17 protein-coding genes and 1 tRNA gene are annotated in these 19,715 nt (G+C 58.1%); 7 read left to right on the top strand and 11 right to left on the bottom strand.

The window, feature by feature from the left end:
• The first annotated feature begins 32 nt into the window (after positions 1 to 32).
• Together nspC and speB are read left to right on the top strand one after the other, a co-directional pair.
• Positions 33 to 1,202, top strand: coding sequence for a carboxynorspermidine decarboxylase (gene nspC, locus GOV91_RS11995; protein ID WP_171235678.1), 1,170 nt, complete (start codon positions 33 to 35; stop codon positions 1,200 to 1,202).
• A complete protein-coding gene (gene speB, locus GOV91_RS11990; RefSeq protein ID WP_171235677.1) occupies positions 1,199 to 2,041 on the top strand; it encodes an agmatinase in 843 nt (280 codons plus the stop codon). The genes nspC and speB overlap by 4 nt, the downstream gene beginning before the upstream one ends.
• Here the strand turns inward: speB and GOV91_RS11985 are convergent.
• A complete protein-coding gene (locus GOV91_RS11985) occupies positions 2,038 to 2,628 on the bottom strand; it encodes an HD domain-containing protein (protein ID WP_171235676.1) in 591 nt (196 codons plus the stop codon). The two genes, speB and GOV91_RS11985, sit on opposite strands and share 4 nt — an antisense overlap.
• A gap of 100 nt (positions 2,629 to 2,728) precedes the next feature.
• Between GOV91_RS11985 and GOV91_RS11980 the strand changes: the two genes are divergently transcribed.
• Positions 2,729 to 3,562 carry a LysR family transcriptional regulator gene (locus tag GOV91_RS11980; RefSeq protein WP_171235675.1) on the top strand — a complete coding sequence of 278 codons (834 nt, stop codon included), beginning with the start codon at positions 2,729 to 2,731 and terminating at the stop codon, positions 3,560 to 3,562.
• Here GOV91_RS11980 and lptF read toward each other — a convergent pair.
• Positions 3,559 to 4,698, bottom strand: a complete 1,140-nt coding sequence (lptF, locus tag GOV91_RS11975) for an LPS export ABC transporter permease LptF (protein ID WP_171235674.1) — start codon at positions 4,696 to 4,698, stop codon at positions 3,559 to 3,561. The genes GOV91_RS11980 and lptF overlap by 4 nt on opposite strands.
• Before the next feature lie 195 nt (positions 4,699 to 4,893).
• On the opposite strand from lptF, the gene GOV91_RS11970 reads away from it, so the two are divergent.
• Positions 4,894 to 5,820, top strand: coding sequence for an alpha/beta hydrolase (locus tag GOV91_RS11970; RefSeq protein ID WP_171235673.1), 927 nt, complete (start codon positions 4,894 to 4,896; stop codon positions 5,818 to 5,820).
• Positions 5,821 to 6,332: 512 nt separating this feature from the next.
• Here GOV91_RS11970 and GOV91_RS11965 read toward each other — a convergent pair.
• Positions 6,333 to 6,408 (bottom strand) — tRNA-Trp (locus GOV91_RS11965).
• 142 nt (positions 6,409 to 6,550) lie between these two features.
• Here GOV91_RS11965 and GOV91_RS11960 point away from each other — a divergent pair.
• A complete protein-coding gene (locus GOV91_RS11960; protein ID WP_171235672.1) occupies positions 6,551 to 7,255 on the top strand; it encodes a DUF374 domain-containing protein in 705 nt (234 codons plus the stop codon).
• Here the strand turns inward: GOV91_RS11960 and GOV91_RS11955 are convergent.
• From GOV91_RS11955 to GOV91_RS11935, 5 genes are all read right to left on the bottom strand, one after another.
• Entirely contained in the window at positions 7,252 to 7,497 is a 246-nt protein-coding gene (locus GOV91_RS11955) for a MoaD/ThiS family protein (RefSeq protein ID WP_171235671.1), read from the bottom strand. The genes GOV91_RS11960 and GOV91_RS11955 overlap by 4 nt on opposite strands.
• The gene (locus tag GOV91_RS11950; protein ID WP_171235670.1) at positions 7,490 to 9,745 is read right to left on the bottom strand and encodes a xanthine dehydrogenase family protein molybdopterin-binding subunit; all 2,256 of its coding nucleotides are present in this window, start codon (positions 9,743 to 9,745) and stop codon (positions 7,490 to 7,492) included. The genes GOV91_RS11955 and GOV91_RS11950 overlap by 8 nt, the downstream gene beginning before the upstream one ends.
• A complete protein-coding gene (locus GOV91_RS11945; protein WP_171235669.1) occupies positions 9,745 to 10,224 on the bottom strand; it encodes a (2Fe-2S)-binding protein in 480 nt (159 codons plus the stop codon). Before GOV91_RS11945 ends, GOV91_RS11950 begins: the two co-directional genes overlap by 1 nt.
• Positions 10,221 to 11,087 (bottom strand): xanthine dehydrogenase family protein subunit M, encoded by an 867-nt coding sequence (locus GOV91_RS11940; protein WP_171235668.1) that lies wholly within the window; start codon positions 11,085 to 11,087, stop codon positions 10,221 to 10,223. Before GOV91_RS11940 ends, GOV91_RS11945 begins: the two co-directional genes overlap by 4 nt.
• 125 nt (positions 11,088 to 11,212) lie before the next feature.
• On the bottom strand, positions 11,213 to 14,425 hold the full coding sequence (locus GOV91_RS11935; protein WP_171235667.1) for a reductive dehalogenase: 3,213 nt from the start codon (positions 14,423 to 14,425) through the stop codon (positions 11,213 to 11,215).
• Between the two features lie 75 nt (positions 14,426 to 14,500).
• On the opposite strand from GOV91_RS11935, the gene GOV91_RS11930 reads away from it, so the two are divergent.
• On the top strand, positions 14,501 to 15,403 hold the full coding sequence (locus GOV91_RS11930; RefSeq protein WP_171175978.1) for a LysR family transcriptional regulator: 903 nt from the start codon (positions 14,501 to 14,503) through the stop codon (positions 15,401 to 15,403).
• Here GOV91_RS11930 and GOV91_RS11925 read toward each other — a convergent pair.
• A complete protein-coding gene (locus GOV91_RS11925) occupies positions 15,394 to 16,245 on the bottom strand; it encodes a LysR substrate-binding domain-containing protein (protein WP_171175980.1) in 852 nt (283 codons plus the stop codon). The two genes, GOV91_RS11930 and GOV91_RS11925, sit on opposite strands and share 10 nt — an antisense overlap.
• Positions 16,246 to 16,349: 104 nt before the next feature.
• Between GOV91_RS11925 and GOV91_RS11920 the strand changes: the two genes are divergently transcribed.
• A complete protein-coding gene (locus GOV91_RS11920) occupies positions 16,350 to 17,051 on the top strand; it encodes an SDR family oxidoreductase (RefSeq protein WP_171235666.1) in 702 nt (233 codons plus the stop codon).
• A 2-nt stretch (positions 17,052 to 17,053) separates the two neighbouring features.
• Here GOV91_RS11920 and GOV91_RS11915 read toward each other — a convergent pair whose 3' ends face one another.
• Positions 17,054 to 18,325 (bottom strand): FAD-binding oxidoreductase, encoded by a 1,272-nt coding sequence (locus GOV91_RS11915; protein ID WP_171235665.1) that lies wholly within the window; start codon positions 18,323 to 18,325, stop codon positions 17,054 to 17,056.
• Positions 18,326 to 18,513: 188 nt separating this feature from the next.
• Complete coding sequence (locus tag GOV91_RS11910; protein WP_171175986.1) at positions 18,514 to 19,671, bottom strand: acyl-CoA dehydrogenase family protein; 1,158 nt, start codon at positions 19,669 to 19,671, stop codon at positions 18,514 to 18,516.
• Positions 19,672 to 19,715 lie beyond the last annotated feature (44 nt).

Raw genomic sequence — 19,715 nt, 5'->3', positions numbered from 1 at the left:
CCCGGCCTCTCCACAACCCAGAGACGCCGGACATGCCCGACATGATGACCACGCAGGCCGGAGACGCAGGTGGCTTCCGCAATTTCGACCTCACCCGCGTCCCCACGCCCTGCTTTGTGGTCGACGAAAAAGCCGTCGAACGCAACCTGACCATCCTCTCCGACATTGGCACGCAATCCGGCGCGCATGTCCTCAGCGCGCTCAAGGCGTTTTCGATGTTCTCGCTGGCCCCACTGGTGCGCGAGTATCTCGGCGGCACCTGCGCGTCCGGCATCTATGAGGCCCGCCTAGGTCGCGAGGAATATGGTGGAGAGGTTGCCACCTTCTGCGCGGGATACAAAGACGCCGACATAGATGAAATCCTATCGCTTTCGGACCACATCATCTTTAACTCTCCGGCACAAAAGGACCGGTTTCTTGCCAGGGCTCAGGCTGCCAAGGTGCAAGTCGGTCTGCGCATCAACCCGGAACACTCCGAAGGCGAAATTCCAAAATACGATCCCTGCGCCCCCTGTTCGCGGCTTGGAATCCCAGTGAGTCAATTGACCACCGAGGCTTTGGCCGGTGTCGATGGCCTGCATATGCACACGCTGTGCGAACAAGGGTTCGAACCGCTTCAACGCACCTGGGAGGCCGTTCAACCCAAAATCGCCCCCTTTATGGGCCAACTCAAATGGCTGAACTTCGGCGGTGGCCATCATATCACCCGTGACGATTATGACCGCGAAGGGCTGGTTGCCTTCATCAAAGCCATCCGCGAGTCCCATGGCGTCGACGTCTACCTCGAGCCCGGTGAAGCCGTCGCGTTGGATGCGGGAATTCTGGTTGGGGAAATCCTCGACCTGCCGAAAAACGGCATGAACCTCGCAATTACTGATATCTCAGCCACATGTCACATGCCCGACGTGATCGAAGCCCCCTATCGCCCCGCCCTGATGGACGAGGCCGAGGCGGGCCATACATACCGCTTGGGTGGTCCCTCCTGTCTGGCCGGCGACGTGATCGGCGACTACACTTGGGACAAGCCATTGCAGATCGGTCAGCGGTTCGCCTTTCTTGATCAGGCCCATTATTCAATGGTCAAAACCAACACCTTCAACGGCGTTCCCCTGCCAACCATCTCCTTGTGGAACAGCGAAACGGACGAACTGAAGATCATCAAAAAGTTCGGCTATAACGACTTTAAGGACCGCCTCTCATGAGCATTTTCCTCGACAGTGAACTGACCGAAGCCGAGCGTACCGAGGACGCCCGTTTTCGCGTGATCCCGGTCCCGCTGGAGCGCACCGTGTCTTACGGGTCAGGCACAGCCAAAGGCCCCGAGGCGATTATCGAAGCCAGCAACGAACTGGAACGCATCACCGGCCACGCGGAACCCTGTGTCGAAGGTATCTTCACCGAAGCACCGCTGGATTGCGACGCCGCCCTGCCCGACGTCATGGAGGGCCTCGCCCAACGCACCGAAGCTGCCGTCCGAGCAGGCAAAGTGCCCGTAACATTGGGAGGCGAGCATTCCCTCAGCTACGGCGCAGTGATGGGCGTGGCGCGCGCGCTGAACCAACCCATCGGTATCGTTCAAATCGACGCGCATGCTGACCTACGCAACGCCTATCAGGGCGAAAAACACAGCCACGCATCAGTCATGCATCTGCTGGCCGAAGAAGGCGTCCGGCTGGCCCAGTTCGGCGTCCGCGCCTTTTCCTCCGAAGAGGCCAAAAGCCGTCTGAAAAACCACGTCTTTCACGTGGATGCCGAGGAACTGGTCACCGGCAACATCCACGCAGTCGACCTGCCCGAAGATTTCCCCGAGCTGGTCTATGTCAGTTTTGACGTGGACTGCCTTGATCCGTCACAGATGCCAGCGACCGGCACGCCAGTACCCGGCGGTCTGGGCTACTATCAGGCGCTTCGGCTGGTCGAACACGCACTGAAGGGCCGCACATGCGTAGGTTTCGACGTGGTCGAACTGGCCCCGGACGGCAATGCCGCCTGGGACTTCACTGCCGCGCAGATCGTCTATCGCCTGATGGCGGCCTGCTAAGCGTCAGAGGTTTCGTTCAACTCCATATGCCCTTCGCCTTTGTTCAGGACACGGCGCAGCATGGGCTCGAAAAACTCCAACGGTTTGGTCGGATAATCCGGGTCGAACGCTTTCTGATCGTATTCGTGACAGAAATAGCGGCAGTCCTCCCAATAGGGGCTGTCGCGGTACTTGTCACGGGCGTTGCGGTCACCGCCGAGGTGATGGTTGTAATAATAGCCCTGAAACACACAGTGATGTTTGAGAATCCAGTAGGTCCGCTCGCTGACATAGGGCTTCATCATCGCCGCTGACAGCTCACCATGGTTGTAGGGTGACAGAATATCGCCAGTGTCGTGGATCAGGGCCGCGACCACCAACTCTTCATCTGCCCCGTCTTGATACGCGCGCGTCGCGGCCTGCAGGCTGTGTTGATAGCGGTTCACGGGATAGGGTGTCCATTCCTCGTCCAATGACCGTATGGCGTCGAGGATGCGGTCAGGCAATGCGGCATTATACGCTTCCTCATATTCCAATACGGCGTCCCAGTCGGCCTTGGTCGCTTCTTCAAAACTAGTCCAGGTCGGCTTGTGGCTTTTATCCAGCATGGTTGTTTCTCCGGCGTGTTTCCTGCCCGCAGAATACCGTGACTCTCCTGTTCAAAAAAATGAATTGATTTTATCAGTTTGATGAAAAAATACTTTCAATATGCAAACCAAAGCTCTTGAGACTTTTCTATGCGTTGCTGAAACGGGTGGTTTCCACGCGGCGGCCCGAAAGCTGAACGTGACCCAGACAGCCGTTAGTGCCCGCATTCGTCTGATCGAGGAGGAAACCGGCAGACCGCTTTTCACACGCGGTGCCGGTGCCACGGCGCTGACTGGATTCGGGCAGCAATTCAAGCCTTATGCTGAGCAGATGCTGTCGCTATGGGCGTTTGCCTCGCGCGAATTACCTGATCAGACCCAAAGCCGCCCTGCGCTGCGCCTTGGTGGGCAACTCAGCATATGGGACCCATTGCTGGTGGACCTTGCCGTACGCTTTGAACAGCGCTTTGACAAGCTTCTACTGACGCTCAACTACGACCACGATCTGAACATGATCGAGGCAGTGGCAACTCATGTGCTGGATGCAGCCATCACGCATGAAAAGCCTGCGGACCGGCGGGTGACTTGGTGCGAATTGGAACCTGAGGCTTTGTCATTGGTGCAGACGCCACAGAAGCACACCGCCGAAGAGGATCTGGTTTTCGTCAATCTTGAGCTGGGCGAAGTCTATCAGGACCATGTCAGATCCGCCGCGCGACAGGCGTCTGGTCAGACCCTGTTTCTGGGCAATTGCATAATGGCGCTGCGTTATGTCCTAAAACGCGGCGGACGCGGCTATTTCCCCGATTACGTCATTTCAGATCATTTGAAATCTGGCGATCTGGAACGTGTTGCAGAAAGCGTTCCATTGCGGTTGCCAGTGTATTTAGTCACACGCAGCGACCAGCCGGAACTTGACGAACTTCTGAGTTGCCTCACCGACCTGCGCGCCTAGGTGGGCGTGACCAACGTCTTGTCCGAACGCAGTCGCTTGCGCAGGATCGGACGCCCCGCGATCAACAAGAAGACACCGGAAATCAGCACCCCGATGATAGCCGGAAGATAGAGTAGGATCCAAAGCTTGGGGTCGTCGATAACAACAGGAGATACAAACCCGCGCACACCTTCGAGCAGCACCAGAATCGTGAACGCACCCAGGATTTGGGGCCAGAGTCCAAACCGCGAAAAGCTGCCCAGCATAAGTGTCGAATACCCTGCCAGGGAAACAGCGACACAAATGGCAATCCAGGAAAACCGCTGATGCAATTCTTCGACCAGCTTGCCCTCGCTATACCCTTCGGCGGCAGAAATCTCACTGCGGTTCTGAATCAGCTCAACGGTTGGGATAGCCTCAAGACTACGTTTGGTCATCGGGCTTGTGCTGGTCAATTCGGAGATGTCGTATGACGCGTCCTGAAACAGGGTCGAAGACAACCGTCTGCCTTCTTTGGTCAGGCGCAGCGCCACGCCGTCAACCATAACAAGGTGAATACCGATGTCATTGTTGACCAGATAGGCAGTGGCACTGGAGTAGCTGACCGCGTTTTCAGGATCGCGCCGGTCCGAGACAAATACCTCACGCAGTGTCCCGTCCAGATCGATCTGGCCGATATATACAGTAACATCTTCGGCCGGGTGCAGGAACTCGCCTTCGTTCAGCAACTGCGCCGTCACATCGCCAGCGACCTCTGCTTGCCGAATCTCCAATTGCTCGACCGAAGCGGGGCGCAGAAAAACACTGATTGCCGCCATCATCAGGCCGGTAATCGCCCCAAACAGAACGACGGCACGGGCTAACCTGCGAGGGCTGGAGCCCGTGGCCAGCATTACCGTCAACTCACTTTCCCGGCTCAGACGATTGGTGGCGTAAACAGCAGCAGCAAACACGGCCATGGGCATGACCGTGCGGATCAAAGTTGGCAGGGTCAGGGCAGTGAATTCCAGAAAAACCATCGCGGACTGACCACCGCTGATCACGCGGTCAAACAGGCTGACCGACCGGGTGATCCAGAACACACCGACCAGCACAAGGGTGAAAAAGCCAAACAGAATCAGCAATTGCCGCAGGAAATATCCATCAAAGCGCGACATGGGTCCTCGTGCGTGTGTTCGTTTGCACCGGACACTAGGGCATTCGGCGGTCAGAGGAAACAGGGATTGGTTGGCCAGAGGAACCCTGTTTGCGCTTTGGCTGAAGAAGTCCAAAGCATTGATCAGAACATTGAGCTTTGTGAAAAGGGCGCTTCGTGGCACATTTCTTGGATTACTTGGAATGGAGTTTGACACATGGCCCTGTTTTTTTCCCGCCGCACCTATAACGCGCAAAAAAAGAAATTCACTTTCAAGCCCGCTGCAAAAACCAGATACGTTCACATCACGCAAAAAAGCCCGAGCGGTAAAATTCGCAAAGGCGGCATCGTCAAAAAGGCCAAATGGCTTGATCTTGTCCGCCAAGAGGGCGGAGATTCGGACGTCCTGATCTATGTCCATGGTTTCAACACCAGCCAGAAGAGTATGCTGGACCGGCTTGAAAAGATTGAAAACGGGGTAAGGGCCAACGGGTATCAGGGGGCCGTTGTCGCCTTTGACTGGCCAAGTGATGGGTCGATTCATGCGTATGACTCGGACCGCTCCGACGCCAAGGCAGTTGCCCCACATCTGGTGGGGGATGGAATTTTACCGCTGTTGGGGATGCCTTCTCGCCCAAGGGTTCACCTGATTGCACATTCCATGGGGGCTTTGGTCGTTCTGCGCGGTTTCTCGGATTTCGGGGATTCGGCTGGACCGGGAAACAAGATTTGGTCCGCGGGTCAGATCATGTTTGCGTCTGGCGATGTCGACGCAGAGTGGCTTGAAAAAGGCGCTTGGGGAGATCTGGTTCTCAAAAAGCGCAGCAAGCGATTCACCAACTATTACAGCAGCAGGGACAAGGTTTTAGCCCTGTCTGGCGGGCTTGTGCACGGCGGGCGGCAACGCGTGGGTCGCGTTGGAATGCCAAAGCTGACCTCGAAAGGTCATTGGGACATTTATTGCAACGAGCAATACAAGCGCGACGTTCCAAAGGCGCAGCGCAAGATGATGAAATCCCATCGCTGGTGGTTCGACAGCGACGGGTTTTATCAGGACCTTGCGCTGACGATCAGCGGGCATCCTGCAAAAACGATGCCGACTCGGCGGAAGACAAACATCGGAGACCAAGCACTGCTGGTCTGATCCCTCGGTCGCCTAGCTTTTTTGCGTCGAAGCAAACTGTTTTCGCTAATGGTTAACAGTACGTGGACGCCCCGTTTGCCACACGTTCATATGGCAGCTGCATAACGGACCATGAAGAAGTGGCCAATTCACGTGCCGCGCCTTTATTGAAACGGTTTTGACTGACGCGGGGATTTGGCGCCAACGCACAAGCCGTCAACACTGGAAGCCGCTGCACTGCACGCTCAAATACCAAAAAAGAGCGACGCCGAATACGGCATCGCCACTTGGGCCGCTTGCTCCTTGGCAACTCTTCACCCAAAGAATTCCGAACTGTTTCAGGATTATCGGCAAATTTGGGCACAGAAACCGAAGCCAATCTCTCTTCCTGAAAATTCAGAATGACTTGAACCACATCGCAAGACGCGTCCCGGCGCGCTTCAGGTCGTCAGCAGTGTTTACACCTAAAAAACGTGCGAACCATTTGGCGTGCTCTGCACATTACCAAACCAAGTTCTTGCTATGGTTTTTAATGGCAGGGGCAGCAGGGTTCGAACCCGCGACCTACGGTTTTGGAGACCGTCGCTCTACCAACTGAGCTATACCCCTATGGTGAGCACCCAGATATGCCAGCCGCGCAGCGGACTCAAGAGGCTTTTTCAAATTCCGCACCACTATCTGATCCGACAAACAAGTTGCGCAAAATGTGCAGTGCGCTAAGACAAGGTCCGGTCAGCTAAAGGAAGCCCGAGTGAACCTCCGCAAGAAGATCGCAGACAGTGAAGTTGTGCTAAACTGGGTAGCACGTCGGATTGCCAGCTATATTAGATGGGTCAACCGCAACACGCGCTGGCAACGCATCGGGTATGAAGAACTGGACCAATTGGCTGAACAGGGAGAGCCGGTCATCGTTGTGCTGTGGCACCAGCGGCTGGCGCAGTCCCCGTATTTCTTTCCGCTGGACAAAGGCAGGATCTGTTCGATCACGTCCGCAGCCCGCGCCGGCAGCATGGTGGGCCGGGTGCAGGAACAGTTCGGCATGGACACAATCGCCATGTCCAGCCACAAGCGGCACGTGGCCCTCTCGCGCGAAGTGCTTGGGAAGATGAAGCAGGGTATTTCCATCGGTATTGCTGCTGATGGGCCGCGCGGACCAGAACGGGTGCTGTCGACTGTGCCACTGGTTTGGGCGCGCACCTCCGGCAAACGGGTGTTTGGCATCACCTTTTCTGCGAAACACGCGCGCGAGGCCGGTACATGGGACCGCCTGCTGATGCCACGCCCCTGGCGCAATGAAGGAGTGTTTTTGTGCCGCGAATGGACCGGAACGGTGCCTCGCAAGGCCAGCGAAGAAGAGTTTGAGGCCCTGCGCCTGAGCCTTGAGCAGCACATGAACGACATCACAGCCGAAGCCGACCGGATGGTCGGGCGCGAGCCGTGGTCGCCTGATGCCTAACCGCCCCTGAGGCGTTGCATCAGATAGACTTCGCTGCCCTCGGGGATTGGTTCCGTAAGCCCGGTGGCAATGACGCGCCCGTCAATCGCGATGGAGATCCCCGCATCGATGGGGGCTTGCAATTGCGGGTGGGCCTGAACCAACGCACGTAAAAGTTCGCCGGTGGTTTTGGCCTCGACCTCCACCACCTGTTGGCCCCCGGTCAATGACCGGAGGCTAGACCAAAGGTGGACCTCAACCATTGTCCTTTAGCGCGGCCAGAATGCGCGGCGGGGACATTGGCAGTTGCTTCATCCGAACGCCAGCGGCGTTGGACACCGCATTGGCGATGGCCGCCAGCGGCGGGACAATGCCCGTTTCGCCGACACCACGAACCCCAAACGGGTGGCCGGGGTTGGGTACTTCGACAATCACCGTGTCAATCATCGGCAGGTCGCTGGCAACGGGAATACGATAGTCGAGGAAGATCGAGTTCTGCAAGCGCCCGTCCTCGCCATAGATGTACTCCTCGTTCAGAGCCCAACCGATGCCTTGTGCGGCTCCACCCTGGAATTGACCCTCAACATAGGTCGGGTGGATCGCTTTACCGGCGTCCTGAATGACCGTGTAACGGGTGATCGAGGTCTTGCCGGTTTCAGGATCGACTTCGGCATCGACAATATGAGTGCCAAAAGACACGCCCGCACCTTCCGGGGTGGCTTCAAAGTGGCCCGAGATCGGGCCGCCGGTTGAACCCATATCCGCAGTGATGTCGGCCAGCGGCATCGGATCGAAATCGCCTGCATTGGGGCCCGAAGGCACCGCGCATCCGTCTTCCCATTTCACCGCATCAACCGGGATGCCCCACTTGGCCGCCGCACGTTCGCATAGTTTCTCGACCGCATGTTTTGCGGCTTTGATCGTGGCCAGACCCGAGGCATAGGTTACGCGCGAGCCGTGGCTGACGTCGTTGTAGCCCAGCGTCGCGGTGTCGGCGACAGTGACACGGATGTTTTCGTAGGCAATGCCCAGAACCTCTGCCGCCATCAGCGCCATCGACGCGCGTGACCCGCCGATGTCGGGCGTGCCGACCATCAGCTGGGCCGAGCCATCTTCGGACAGGGCCAGGGATACGCTGGTCTCACCACCATGGTTGAACCAGAACCCGCAAGAGATTCCACGCCCCTGCCCTGGCTTGAGCGGTGCTGCGTAATGCGGATGCGCCTTGGCAGCCTCAAGCGTTTCGACCAGACCGATGCGTTCATAGGTCGGGCCATAGCTGGCCTTGGTGCCTTCATGGGCTGCGTTTTTCAGACGGACATCCACCGGATCGAGACCCAGCTTGTTGCACAGCTCGTCAATCACCGACTCGACTGCAAACGCCCCCATCGGCGCACCCGGTGCCCGGTATGCGGCTTGCTTGGGGCGGTTCGACATCACGTCGTAGCCGATTTGCTTAACGTTGGTTAGATTGTAGGGCGCAAAGGCGCACATGGCGGTCATGTCGCCCGGTGCGCCCGGGAACGCTCCGCCTTGCAGACGGAACACGCCTTGTGCTGCCGAAATCGTTCCGTCCTTCTTCATGCCGATCTTTACGTCCATCGACGCAGAAGAGGTTGGACCAGTTGCTCGGAATACCTCGGATCGCGTCATGACGATCTTGACCGGACGATTGGCTTTACGGCTCAGAGCCAGAGCCACCGGTTCGATAAATACGGTTGTCTTACCACCAAAACCCCCGCCGATCTCGGACGCGGTCACGCGCAGTTGCGAGGTTTCGATGCCCAGCAAAGCTGCACAGGTTTTCTGCGCGATCCAGTGGCCTTGGGTGGTGCACCACAGTTCGCCCTTGCCGTCATTACCCAGCATGCCCAGACAGGCGTGCGGTTCGATATAACCCTGGTGCGTCGCCTCGGTGACAAAGCTGTCTTCGATCACCAGATCGGCCTCGGCAAAACCTGCCTCGACATCACCGTGGCCGCTTTCGTGATAGCGGACCACGTTAGGGTGCATCCCTTCAGGTACGGAATAGTCTGCCGCGCCGTCGCGGATAACAGGTGCATCCGAAGCCATTGCCTTGTCCACGTCGGTGACATGGGGAAGCACCTCGTATTCGACCTCGATCAGCTTGAGCGCATCACGGGCCGCCAGCGCAGACGTTGCCGCCACGGCCGCCACCGCGTGACCGTCATACAGAGCTTTCTCACCAGCCATGACGTTTTCCAGAACATTCCAGAACTCGCCTTCCAGCCCCGGCTTGAACGGCACGTCGGCAAAATCCGCTCGGGTTACAACGGCTTTGACATCCTTATGCGCCTCGGCCTTTGACGCATCGATCTTCACAATCCGTGCATGGGCGTGAGGGGAGCGCAGAACAGCGCCGTGCAACATTCCGGGCGCTGAGATATCCGCGCCGAACTTGGCGCGGCCTGTCACCTTGTCCAGACCGTCAGGACGGTTGGGGCGGGTGCCCACAAATGTGAAGTCTGATTTCCGATCGTCCAGAGCCATTACGACGCCTCCCGCATCTCAGCCGCCGCATCCATCACGGCGCGAATGATCTTGTCGTACCCGGTGCAGCGGCAGAGATTGCCTGCCAGCCAATACCGGGTTTCCTCTTCGGTGGGGTTCGGGTTTTTCTCCAGCAGCGACTTGGCCGCCACCAGAATACCCGGAGTACAGATACCACACTGCAAAGCAGCGTATTCGATCATCTTCTTTTGCAGCGGATGCAGAACGTCGCCGTCTGCAATGCCTTCGACGGTTTCGATTTGCTTACCCTCGGCCTCGACGCCCAGCATCAGGCAGGAGCAGACCAGACGGCCATCAACGGTGACGGAACACGCACCGCAATCTCCTGTACCGCAGCCCTCTTTCGCGCCGGTCAGGTTCAGCTTGTCGCGCAGACAGTCCAGCAGAGTTTCGCGCGGGTCACAGAGGTATTCAACGGCGTCCCCGTTCACGGTGGTGGATACGTGGAGCTTTCTCATGCGTTTTCTCCCTTTGCGCGGGCATAGGCAATTTTCGCAGCGCGCTTGGCCAGAACGCCAGCGACCTCGGTGCGGAATGCGATCGTGCCGCGTTTGTCGTCGATCGGGTTGCAGGCGGCAGAGGCGGCGGCCGCCAGCGCATCCAGCGCGGCATCGTCCAGCTTGCTGCCGACAAGGGCTTTCGCGCAATCCTCGACCAGCAGAACCGTGGGAGCGACCGCCCCCAGCGACACCCGAGCCTCGGTGATGGTATCCCCATCCAGACGCAAGCTGACACCTACACCAACCACGGCAATGTCCATTTCCGTACGCGGGATAAACCGCAGATATGCGTCGCCTGCATTCTCACCGCGCGCGGGAATGTTGACGGCGGAAACAACTTCACCCTTCGCCAGTGAGATCTTGCCGGGGCCGGTTGGGATATCCTCGACTGCAATCTCACGGGTGCCATCCGGACCAGTGACCGTGACAGTTACACCCGCTGCAACCATCGCTGGCACGGAATCAGCCGCCGGAGACCCGTTGCACAAGTTGCCGGTCAAAGTTGCACGCCCCTGCACCTGGGTGGATCCGATCAGGTCCATCGCCTCGACCACACCAGGCCAGTCCTTGCCCAGATCAGGATGCTCGCTCATCTCGGCGCCTGTAGTGGCCACACCCAGTGTCCAACTGCCATCGGCATTGCGAGTGATGTCGTGTACACCGTTGATTTTCTTGATGTCGATCAGCGTATCGGGTGTCACCAGTTCCGAGCGCAACTGCACCAAAACATCGGTGCCACCCGCCAGAAACCGTGTAATACCCGTCGCATTCGCGGCCAGAGCCGAAGCTTCGGCAAAGCTGGCGGGGCTGTGATAATCCATGAAGCTACCTCGTACCTGTTGGTCAGGAATATCTGGGTTCCGGGCGACGTTAATTCACCCCTCGCCCGGCGTCTATGGGCCGAGCGACTAAAATTAGCGCTCCAAATGTCACGTAAGGTTAGGGTTCACAGATCGATTTCGATCACCCCATCGGCTTCTGCTGCGCGGCTTTGGCACAGGATCATGGCCCCTTCGCGCTGTTTCTTTGATAAAACGAAATCTCGGTGTTCGACCTCACCCGAGATAACACCGCATTTACAGACGCCGCAGATGCCGTCTGCGCATTTCACATCCACATGAAAACCCGCCTCGTTCAAAACCTGCGCCGCATCCTTGTCTGCTGGTACGGTCAGCGTCTTCCCGGACCGTGCCAGTCTGAGCTCAAACGGATGGTTCTCATATTCGGGTTGTTCGGGAACCGAAAAGTATTCTAGATGCCGGGCCTCTTCGGGGAAGCCTTGCTGTTCTGCCGCTTGCATTACCCCATCCATGTAGCGATCCGGCCCGCAGGTGTAGACATGCCAACCCTCCTTGTATCCAGACAGGACCGCATCCAAATCGGCGCGGGTACCTTCATCTGAGAAATGATAATGCACGTGATCTGCCCACGGCATCGCAGCTAGATCCTCCAGATACCCCGCCCCGCCCCGCGTGCTAGCCGAGTAATGCAACTCGAACTCTCGACCCAAGGCGTGCAGGCGATGGGCAAAGGCGATCATCGGAGTGATGCCGATACCACCGCCCATCAGGAAGGTCTTGGTTGCCGTTTCGTCCAGTTCGAAATGGTTAATGGGTTTTGAAATGAAAACCTTGCGCCCCTCAGAGAAGATACGGTGCAGCAACGCCGAACCACCGCGCCCCTCATCCTCGCGCAGCACGCCGATCTGATAGGTCGACCTGTCTGACGGATCGCCGGACATCGAATATTGCCGCAGGTATTCCGGTGCGACCAATACGTCCAGATGTGCGCCCGCTGTCCATCCCGGCAGGGGCGCACCGTCCAGCGTTGAGAATTCATACTTCGTTACATCAGCAGTCATCTTATCGACCTTGGTCACGGCAACCCGCATCACCGGTGCATCACCGCTGATCTGATAGCGGTGGATGACCGACACATCCCCGCTGGCCTTGCGCGCCTTGTACTCGTTGGCGGTCACCATGGCCTCATAGGCCGCAATCCCGGCCTCTCGATCCATGGCAAAGGGATAGGGCCACGGGTGCGGGGCCAGATAAGCAGGATAGACAGCCAGCGTCTGATCTTCGTATTTCAGGTCCAGATCCGTTTGCAGGTCACGCCGGTTCAACGGGTGCGTTGTGGGGCGATAGGAACCGTCCGGCTGCAGCTCGATATCCCACCACCATTTCTTGATGTCGTTCAGACCGCCATTGCCGACCGCATCGTCCAGCTTGGCCAATGCAGGCGCGGCAGAGGGGATGTTCATCGCGGCCCAGCGGAACGGCCGTTCCTTGAAGATGCCTTCAAGGTTCCACGGGCAGGTTTTCATGCACCGCCCACACATCGCCCCTCCCGGTGTTGTCACACGATAGGTCGCACATTTCTGACTGTCGGATTTCCAGATTTCATAGCCGTTGAACATCAGCTTCGGCCCGGCCGTGATCGCACCCGACGGACATTCGCGCGCGCATTTGTTGCAAGACTCGCAAAAGCTCTGCAAGCCGAAGTCAACCGGCTTGTCATGCTCCATCGGCATATCGGTGGTCACAGCCCCGGACTTCAGTCGCGGGCCGAGATAAGGGTTCAGGATCACTTCCCCGATCCGACTGACCTCACCCAGACCAGATAGCAACAGCAACGGAGGTTGCAGCACTTCACCATCCATCACCGTATGCGCTTTGGCCTTATAGCCAAGGTTGCGGATTTGCTGTGCAATCACGCCCCCAAGCAGGGAAAAGCGCAGATAGGCACGCATGGACTGGGCAACGCTGATCCAGTCGTCACCGCTGGCGCCTTCCATCGTTTCATAGCCCTGATCGATGATCATGCTGATCGCCTGATCATGGGGCGGTACGATTTCTTCACCCGTCGCATCATGAGAATACCACGCCCATTCTGGGCAGCGGCTAAGGCCCACCGCATCGACCCCAAGGAAATAGGTCGCCGCTTTTACATTTGCCGCATTCCTTTGGGCGTCAGTTGGTTTTATAGCCTCAGCGCTTTCGCCATCCTGCAACAGCACGAAGGCCCCCAAGGCACGCCGTTGGGCAAAGCTGGGCGCGGCCTTGCGGACATAGTAACCGCCCTTTGCCGCATCCTGCAGCGATTTGCCCATATCCCCGAATTGCGCACGGGCAAACATGTCAGCGCGTTTGGGAACGCGGGCGACGTTTTCTTCGTCGATATACGTGGTTGGTGTCTCGACCCGTTTGAGTTTCTCGAATGGATGCGCCCCGTCCACGTACCGTCGTTTGGAATACGGATCACGGTTCAGGGCATTCTTGGCAAAGCCCGTTCCCAACCACCATGCTGGCCCTTGCGTCCGGAACCACGGCTGTTGCGCCATGGGTCGGAGCGGTCGGTCATGGGCAATCGGCATCTCAGTCGTGACGGCAGCCAGACCAAATCGCGTGCCCAGCCACGGCGCAATCAATTCACCGTCTTCGACTGTGACCAGCCCGGCGGCCACGGCCAACTTGCCCAAATCAACCTCAGAGGACATCACGCTATGCGCGCGCGCGTCATAACCCAGCAGACGGATATAGTTGGCGATGACCACGGCATTCTCGGTGGCCAGCAGACAGGCGCGATGATCCTGCGCATCGGTTATCCAGTCTGCGCCGGGTTCTGACGGGTCTGGGTCGCGGTTGTGTTCGTACAGAAACACGATGCTATGCTTGTGGCTGTCAATCGGCCCGGGCGCAGCTTCCATACTGTCTTTCAGATCGGCCATGATGACGTCGATGCCCGAAGCCAATGTCTTGGTTTGTCGCGTGCGCAATGCATGGGCAAGCCGGTCGATATCCGGGTTGCGGCGCGGCTGCGCCAGCAAAGCAGCCGACGGCAAAGGCCCGCAGCCCATCATTGACGCATCGTTGAAATACCCAAACGCTTTCAGATGGTCGGCACGTTCCTGCGGGTCTGAAGGTATCTCTGACGCAACCGGGTTTACCAACCCGTCGCGGATGGCGTCCATCATCGCCTGAAACTCGCCCATCGCGTTGACGATGCTGTCGGGATGTTCCGGTCGATGAAAGCTCAGTTCAGCCATCGAAGGCACAAGCGACAGGTCTGGCATATCATCCTGTCGGGCCAAACGCTCCAGCGGATAGCGGCCCATATGAACGGGCCGGTTCTTATCCGAGAAAAAGCGGATTCCCATTATGCGCCTCCTGTTGCTGCCCGTCCCCTAACCCGCCATGGACAGCAAAACCATTCATGCTTAATCATAAATGATATGAGCAAAATCGATTTCACTGACCTCGACGGCAAAGTCCTGCGCACATTTCTGACCATACTCGAGGAAAGCTCGGTCTCGAAAGCTGCGGACCGACTGGGCGTCACACAATCCGCGATCAGCCACACCTTGGCCAAGCTGCGGCAGGTGTTGGGTGATCCGCTGTTTGTCCGTTCGGGTCAGGGCCTGACCCCAACCGAGCGTGCCTTGTCCCTGAAAGACCCGGTGCAGAGCGTGCTGGACGGGATGCGCGCGCTGACCGACGAGCGGCCGTTCGATCCGTTGTCTGAACGGATGGAAATTCGCATCGCAACCAATGACATGCCGCGCGAGTTGATCTTTCCACGGTTGCTGCGCGAATTCCGAGCCGAGGGTGCGCGTCTGCAATTGGAATTTATTCCCTCAGGAGTACCAGAACCTGACTTGCTGCGCAGTGACCGATGCCAGTTGATGCTTACTCCGCTTCCACCCGACGGGCCGGACATCTTTCAGAAACGGCTGATTAACAGCCCTCTGATGGTGTTCTACGACGCCGCGCAACGCAATCCGCCGGACACCTGGCAAGCCTATTGCAACAGCGATCATGTCGAGGTGCGCTTTGCTGATGGCCGAAGCGCCCGTGCGGTCATGCGTGGCGTGGATCAAAGCCAGATCAGACCCTCTGTTGTGACCTTGCCGCATTTCAATGCAATCCCCGCGTTTGTGCGGGGCAGCAATCTGATCTCGACCGATACTGCGCTGATGAAACAGGGGCCACTCGCCACTCTGGATTGTGCCCCGCTGCCTTTCGAGTGCCCGCCTGTGTCCATCTACATGGTCTGGCATCAGCGATCCGCAAATGACCCTGCCCACCGCTGGTTGCGTGCCCGGATCGAGGCAATCGCAACCACGCTTCAGACCTGAGACAACAGCCAGCTGCGCATGATCTCAACCAGTTGCGGCTGGCGCGGCTGGCGCGGCGCGACGATGTAAAATCCAAGATCTTCGATCAAAACATCCTCAAGCGGCCGGACAAGACGGCCCGAGGCAACCTCGGGCGCGACCAGCGGCGCATTGGCCAGCGCGACCCCCTGCCCTGAGAGCGCGGCATCAATCGCAAGACTGGTCTGGCTGAAACTCATCATTCGGGGCTTGCCGTTTACGCCCACCCTCTCAAGAAACAAGGGCCACAGCCCATGGGTGTCATTGAGCAGCACTTGGCCCAGCAGGTCAGAGGGATGGGTGACTTGTCCGGCAATGGCGGGGCTACACACTGGGACGAATTCGGTTGAGAACAATGGCTCGGCAACCAGGTCAGATCCAAACGGCGCCCTGCCCTGCCTGACCGCCAGATCCACGCCATCCGATTTGAAATCTGCCAGGCGCTCGCGTGCATCCACTTGAACCGAGATATCCGGATGCAGGTCTGTGAACCCCGACAATCGCGGTACCAGCCATTTTGATGCAAAGCTGGGCGTGACGGACAATGTGACCCGGCGGTCAGGAGACAAATCTTCAACGGCTTCTTCGATCAACCTGAAAGCCCGGCGTAAAGGTGAATGAAACCGGCGCCCGGCTTCCGTCAACCGCAAGCCACGTGGCAGACGGTCGAACAGAACCTCGCCCAATCGCGCCTCGAGCCCCCGTACCTGCTGCGCAACGGCGCCTTGCGTCACGCCCAGTTCTTCGGCGGCCAGTCGAAAGTTCAGATGCCGCGCAGAAGCTTCAAAAGCCCGCAAGGCGTTCAGAGGGGGAAGGGCGGCCATGGCATGATCCTGTAGATTTTCTACAGCATAGAGCCAGCATAACTGATTGGTCAAACCGGGCCTTGATCGCCATCTTGGAATCAAATGAAAAAAGGAGATTTCAGATGGAAAAAGTAGCTCTTATCACAGCCGGCGGTAGCGGCATGGGTGCGGATTCCGCACGCAGACTGGCTGCAGACGGATACAAGGTGGGAATTCTGTCCGCCTCGGGCAAAGGCGAAACCCTGGCGCATGAGTTGGGCGGCGTCGGTGTGACCGGCTCGAACCAGTCCACTGAAGATTTGCAAAAGCTTGTCGATGCGGCGATGGCCCATTGGGGTCGCATCGACGTTCTGGTCAATTCTGCAGGTCACGGCCCCCGCGCGCCGATCCTTGAGCTGACGGACAACGATTGGCACACAGGCATGGATGTCTATTTCCTGAACGCGGTCCGTCCGACGCGACTGGTGACGCCGATCATGCAGGCGCAAGGTGGTGGGTCGATCATCAATATCTCGACCTTTGCCGCATTCGAACCTGATCCGGTATTTCCGACATCTGGTGTGTTCCGGGCTGGTCTGGCCGCTTTCACCAAGCTGTTCTCGGACAAATATGCCTCTGAGAACATCCGCATGAACAACGTTCTTCCGGGCTTCATTGACAGCCTGCCCGAGAAAGAGGAGTTCCGCAGTCGCATTCCAATGGGTCGCTATGGACGCAGCTACGACGAGATCGCTTCGGTCGTGGCCCTGCTGGCATCCGAAGGGGGCGGCTACATCACCGGGCAGAATATCCGGGTGGATGGCGGCATCACCCGGTCTGTCTGACCTCAGAACCGTGCCTTTATCAGATGTGTCAACGCTGCGCCGGATTCAAAAAAGGCGCGGCGCACGCGTGTCCAGCTTTCGCGATGCTCAGGCACGGCGGGCACAGGTAAACGTGACGGGTCTTCGGCAAGAAGGCTCTCGGCCATCATGCGACCAAACACCGTGCCGGGTCCGATGCCGCGACCGGAATACCCGTGGGCGGCCAAAGCGTTCGGACCGATCTGCGTGATCTTCGGGATATGGTCCGAGGTCATGGCGATCCGCCCGTGCCAACCCTGCTCAAACGGCTGGTCGGCCAATTGCGGGTAAAGCTCTGCCAGTTTACGCCGGACCCAGGCGGTGTGTGCGCTCTGACCTGCATTGCCAAGGTCGCCCATGCCGCCAATAATCATGCGCCCCGCCTGATCCAGGCGAAACGACGTCATGATCAAACCGGTATCCCAGCACCCTTCTTCTTGCGGCAGAATGCTGGCGCGCAAGTTATGCGATAGCGGAGCGGTCGCGTATTGAAAATAATAAACCGGCACATAGGCGGGCGCGGTAACTGGCAAGCCAAGGTGATAGGCGTTGGTCGCCTGAATGACGGACTTGGCTCGCACCACCCCGCCCGGTGTGGTCAGCACCCATTGGCCGTTTTCATGGCGCATGGTCTGCACCGGGCTTTGCCCGTGTATCTGCGCCCCGGTCTGCGCCGCCGCTCGCGCCAATCCGACCACATAAGCCATCGGCTGTATGGTTCCGGCGCGAGGATCGAACAACGCCCCATGGAAGGCATCGCTACCGGTTCTTTCCCGCGCCTGATCCATCGAAAGCAATTCCACCGGTGCACCTGCTGCGCTCAACTGCGCGTGGCGCGTTTGAAGGTTTTTCAAACCAGCTGCGGAATGCGCGCAATGCAAGGTTCCGTTACGCACAGGCTCACATGCGATGCTGTGTTTTTCGATCAATGCAAACACATCAGACGGGGCCCGCGCCAGCAGATCAATCAGGCGATCTCCGGCCACCTGTCCGATATGCGCGCGGATTTCGTCCGGCGGCAACCAAAGCCCTGCATTGGCCAAACCGACATTACGGCCCGATCCGCCAAAGCCGATCTCCTGCGCCTCAAGCAGACAGACCGAAGCACCGGCCTGGGCAGCTTCCAAAGCCGCTGAACATCCGGTGTATCCACCGCCAATGACCGCCAAATCAACAGAAGTATCAGCGGTCAGGCGAGGTGCTGAAACAGTCTCGGCACAGGTGCTGCGCCACAGAGCATTTTCGGGATCGTTCACGTCGGGCCTCTGAAGTCTTTGGCCCGGATCATCATATCGTTTTCCCCCCTTGGCAAGCGGGCACGTCAAAGCGTGCCTGCGACGAAAAAGACCCCGCAGTCGCGGGCTTTTCCCGCGCCTGGCAGGCCCAACCGGAGAAGGTATTCCGGCAGGAATGATGACGACGGAGGTGAGCCCCTTGGAAACCGTCAAACGTCGATCGAGCGTGCGATCAACTCTTTCATCACCTCATTGGTGCCGCCGTAGATCATCTGCACGCGCGCATCCGCATAAAGACGTGCAATCGGATATTCCATCATGAAGCCATAGCCGCCGAACAGCTGCAGACATTCGTGCATGATCTCGTTCTGCACCTCTGAACCCCAATATTTGGCCATCGAAGCGGTGGCCGCGTCCAGCTCTCCAGCTTCCAGCTTTCCGATACAGTCGTTGATGAAGCTGCGCAGAACCTCGGCTTTGGTCTTGCATTCGGCCAGCTTGAACCGGGTGTTTTGGAAGTCCATCACCCGTTGCCCAAAAGCCTTGCGTTCCTGAACGTATTTCACCGTTTCAGCGATAGCGAAATCAATCGCGCCCAGCGCCATGATCGCGATGTTCAACCGTTCCCACGGCAGTTGTTTCATAAGCTGGTAGAAGCCCTGCCCTTCCTCAGCTCCCAGCAGGTTCGTCATTGGCACTTTGACATCTTCAAAGAACAACTCGGCCGTGTCGTTGCCCTTCATTCCCAGTTTTTTAAGGTTGCGCCCCCGGCGGAAGCCATCGGCCCCTTCGGTTTCAACCACGATCAAAGACACACCACGCGCGCCTTCGGATTTGTCTGTCTTGGTCGCCACAATAATCAGGTCAGCTGACTGCCCATTCGTGATGAAGATTTTCGAGCCGTTCAAACGATAAGAGTTTCCGTCTTTTTCAGCCGTCGTCCGCACCGCCTGCACGTCTGACCCGGTGCTAGGTTCCGTCATCGCCAGCGCGCCAACCATCTCGCCCGAGGCAAGTTTAGGCAGCCATTTCTGTTTTTGATCTTCGTTGCCATAAGCGGTGAGGTAATGCGTCACAATCGACTGAATGCCATAGCCCCAACCGGCATCGCCACGCGCGCCCTGTTCGTAGGCAGTGATTGCATCGAACCCCATGCCGCCGCCGACACCACCATACTCTTCGGGGATTGCTCCCGCCATAAGTCCGGTTTCACCCGCCTTACGCCAAAAGTCGCGATCCACCACACCGTTTTCGACCCAGGTTTCGATATTCGGCGTCAGTTCGTCATCCATGAACCGGCCCGCCATGTCGGCAAACATGCGGTGTTCATCGGTGACCCAAGCTGCGGTTGAAGTGAAAAGTGGCATCGAACGCTCTCCAGACAGTCTTTTGTTAAAGCCTAGCGCTCAGT

The organism is Ruegeria sp. HKCCA6837, assembly GCF_013034475.1.
Taxonomy (GTDB): domain Bacteria; phylum Pseudomonadota; class Alphaproteobacteria; order Rhodobacterales; family Rhodobacteraceae; genus Ruegeria.
Note: the sequence above shows the minus strand (reverse complement) of the source record. Positions and strands in the feature narration are given on the sequence as shown.

What these genes read in the sequence shown, in the direction of transcription:
- GOV91_RS11930 (WP_171175978.1), top strand. Translation starts at nt 14,501, where the DNA reads ATGAGCAAAATCGATTTCACTGACCTCGACGGCAAAGTCCTGCGCACA.
- GOV91_RS11985 (WP_171235676.1), bottom strand. Translation starts at nt 2,628, where the DNA reads ATGCTGGATAAAAGCCACAAGCCGACCTGGACTAGTTTTGAAGAAGCG.
- GOV91_RS11980 (WP_171235675.1), top strand. Translation starts at nt 2,729, where the DNA reads ATGCAAACCAAAGCTCTTGAGACTTTTCTATGCGTTGCTGAAACGGGT.
- GOV91_RS11950 (WP_171235670.1), bottom strand. Translation starts at nt 9,745, where the DNA reads ATGGCTCTGGACGATCGGAAATCAGACTTCACATTTGTGGGCACCCGC.
- GOV91_RS11925 (WP_171175980.1), bottom strand. Translation starts at nt 16,245, where the DNA reads ATGGCCGCCCTTCCCCCTCTGAACGCCTTGCGGGCTTTTGAAGCTTCT.
- speB (WP_171235677.1), top strand. Translation starts at nt 1,199, where the DNA reads ATGAGCATTTTCCTCGACAGTGAACTGACCGAAGCCGAGCGTACCGAG.
- GOV91_RS11970 (WP_171235673.1), top strand. Translation starts at nt 4,894, where the DNA reads ATGGCCCTGTTTTTTTCCCGCCGCACCTATAACGCGCAAAAAAAGAAA.
- GOV91_RS11935 (WP_171235667.1), bottom strand. Translation starts at nt 14,425, where the DNA reads ATGGGAATCCGCTTTTTCTCGGATAAGAACCGGCCCGTTCATATGGGC.
- GOV91_RS11955 (WP_171235671.1), bottom strand. Translation starts at nt 7,497, where the DNA reads ATGGTTGAGGTCCACCTTTGGTCTAGCCTCCGGTCATTGACCGGGGGC.
- GOV91_RS11940 (WP_171235668.1), bottom strand. Translation starts at nt 11,087, where the DNA reads ATGGATTATCACAGCCCCGCCAGCTTTGCCGAAGCTTCGGCTCTGGCC.
- GOV91_RS11945 (WP_171235669.1), bottom strand. Translation starts at nt 10,224, where the DNA reads ATGAGAAAGCTCCACGTATCCACCACCGTGAACGGGGACGCCGTTGAA.
- GOV91_RS11910 (WP_171175986.1), bottom strand. Translation starts at nt 19,671, where the DNA reads ATGCCACTTTTCACTTCAACCGCAGCTTGGGTCACCGATGAACACCGC.
- nspC (WP_171235678.1), top strand. Translation starts at nt 33, where the DNA reads ATGCCCGACATGATGACCACGCAGGCCGGAGACGCAGGTGGCTTCCGC.
- GOV91_RS11920 (WP_171235666.1), top strand. Translation starts at nt 16,350, where the DNA reads ATGGAAAAAGTAGCTCTTATCACAGCCGGCGGTAGCGGCATGGGTGCG.
- lptF (WP_171235674.1), bottom strand. Translation starts at nt 4,698, where the DNA reads ATGTCGCGCTTTGATGGATATTTCCTGCGGCAATTGCTGATTCTGTTT.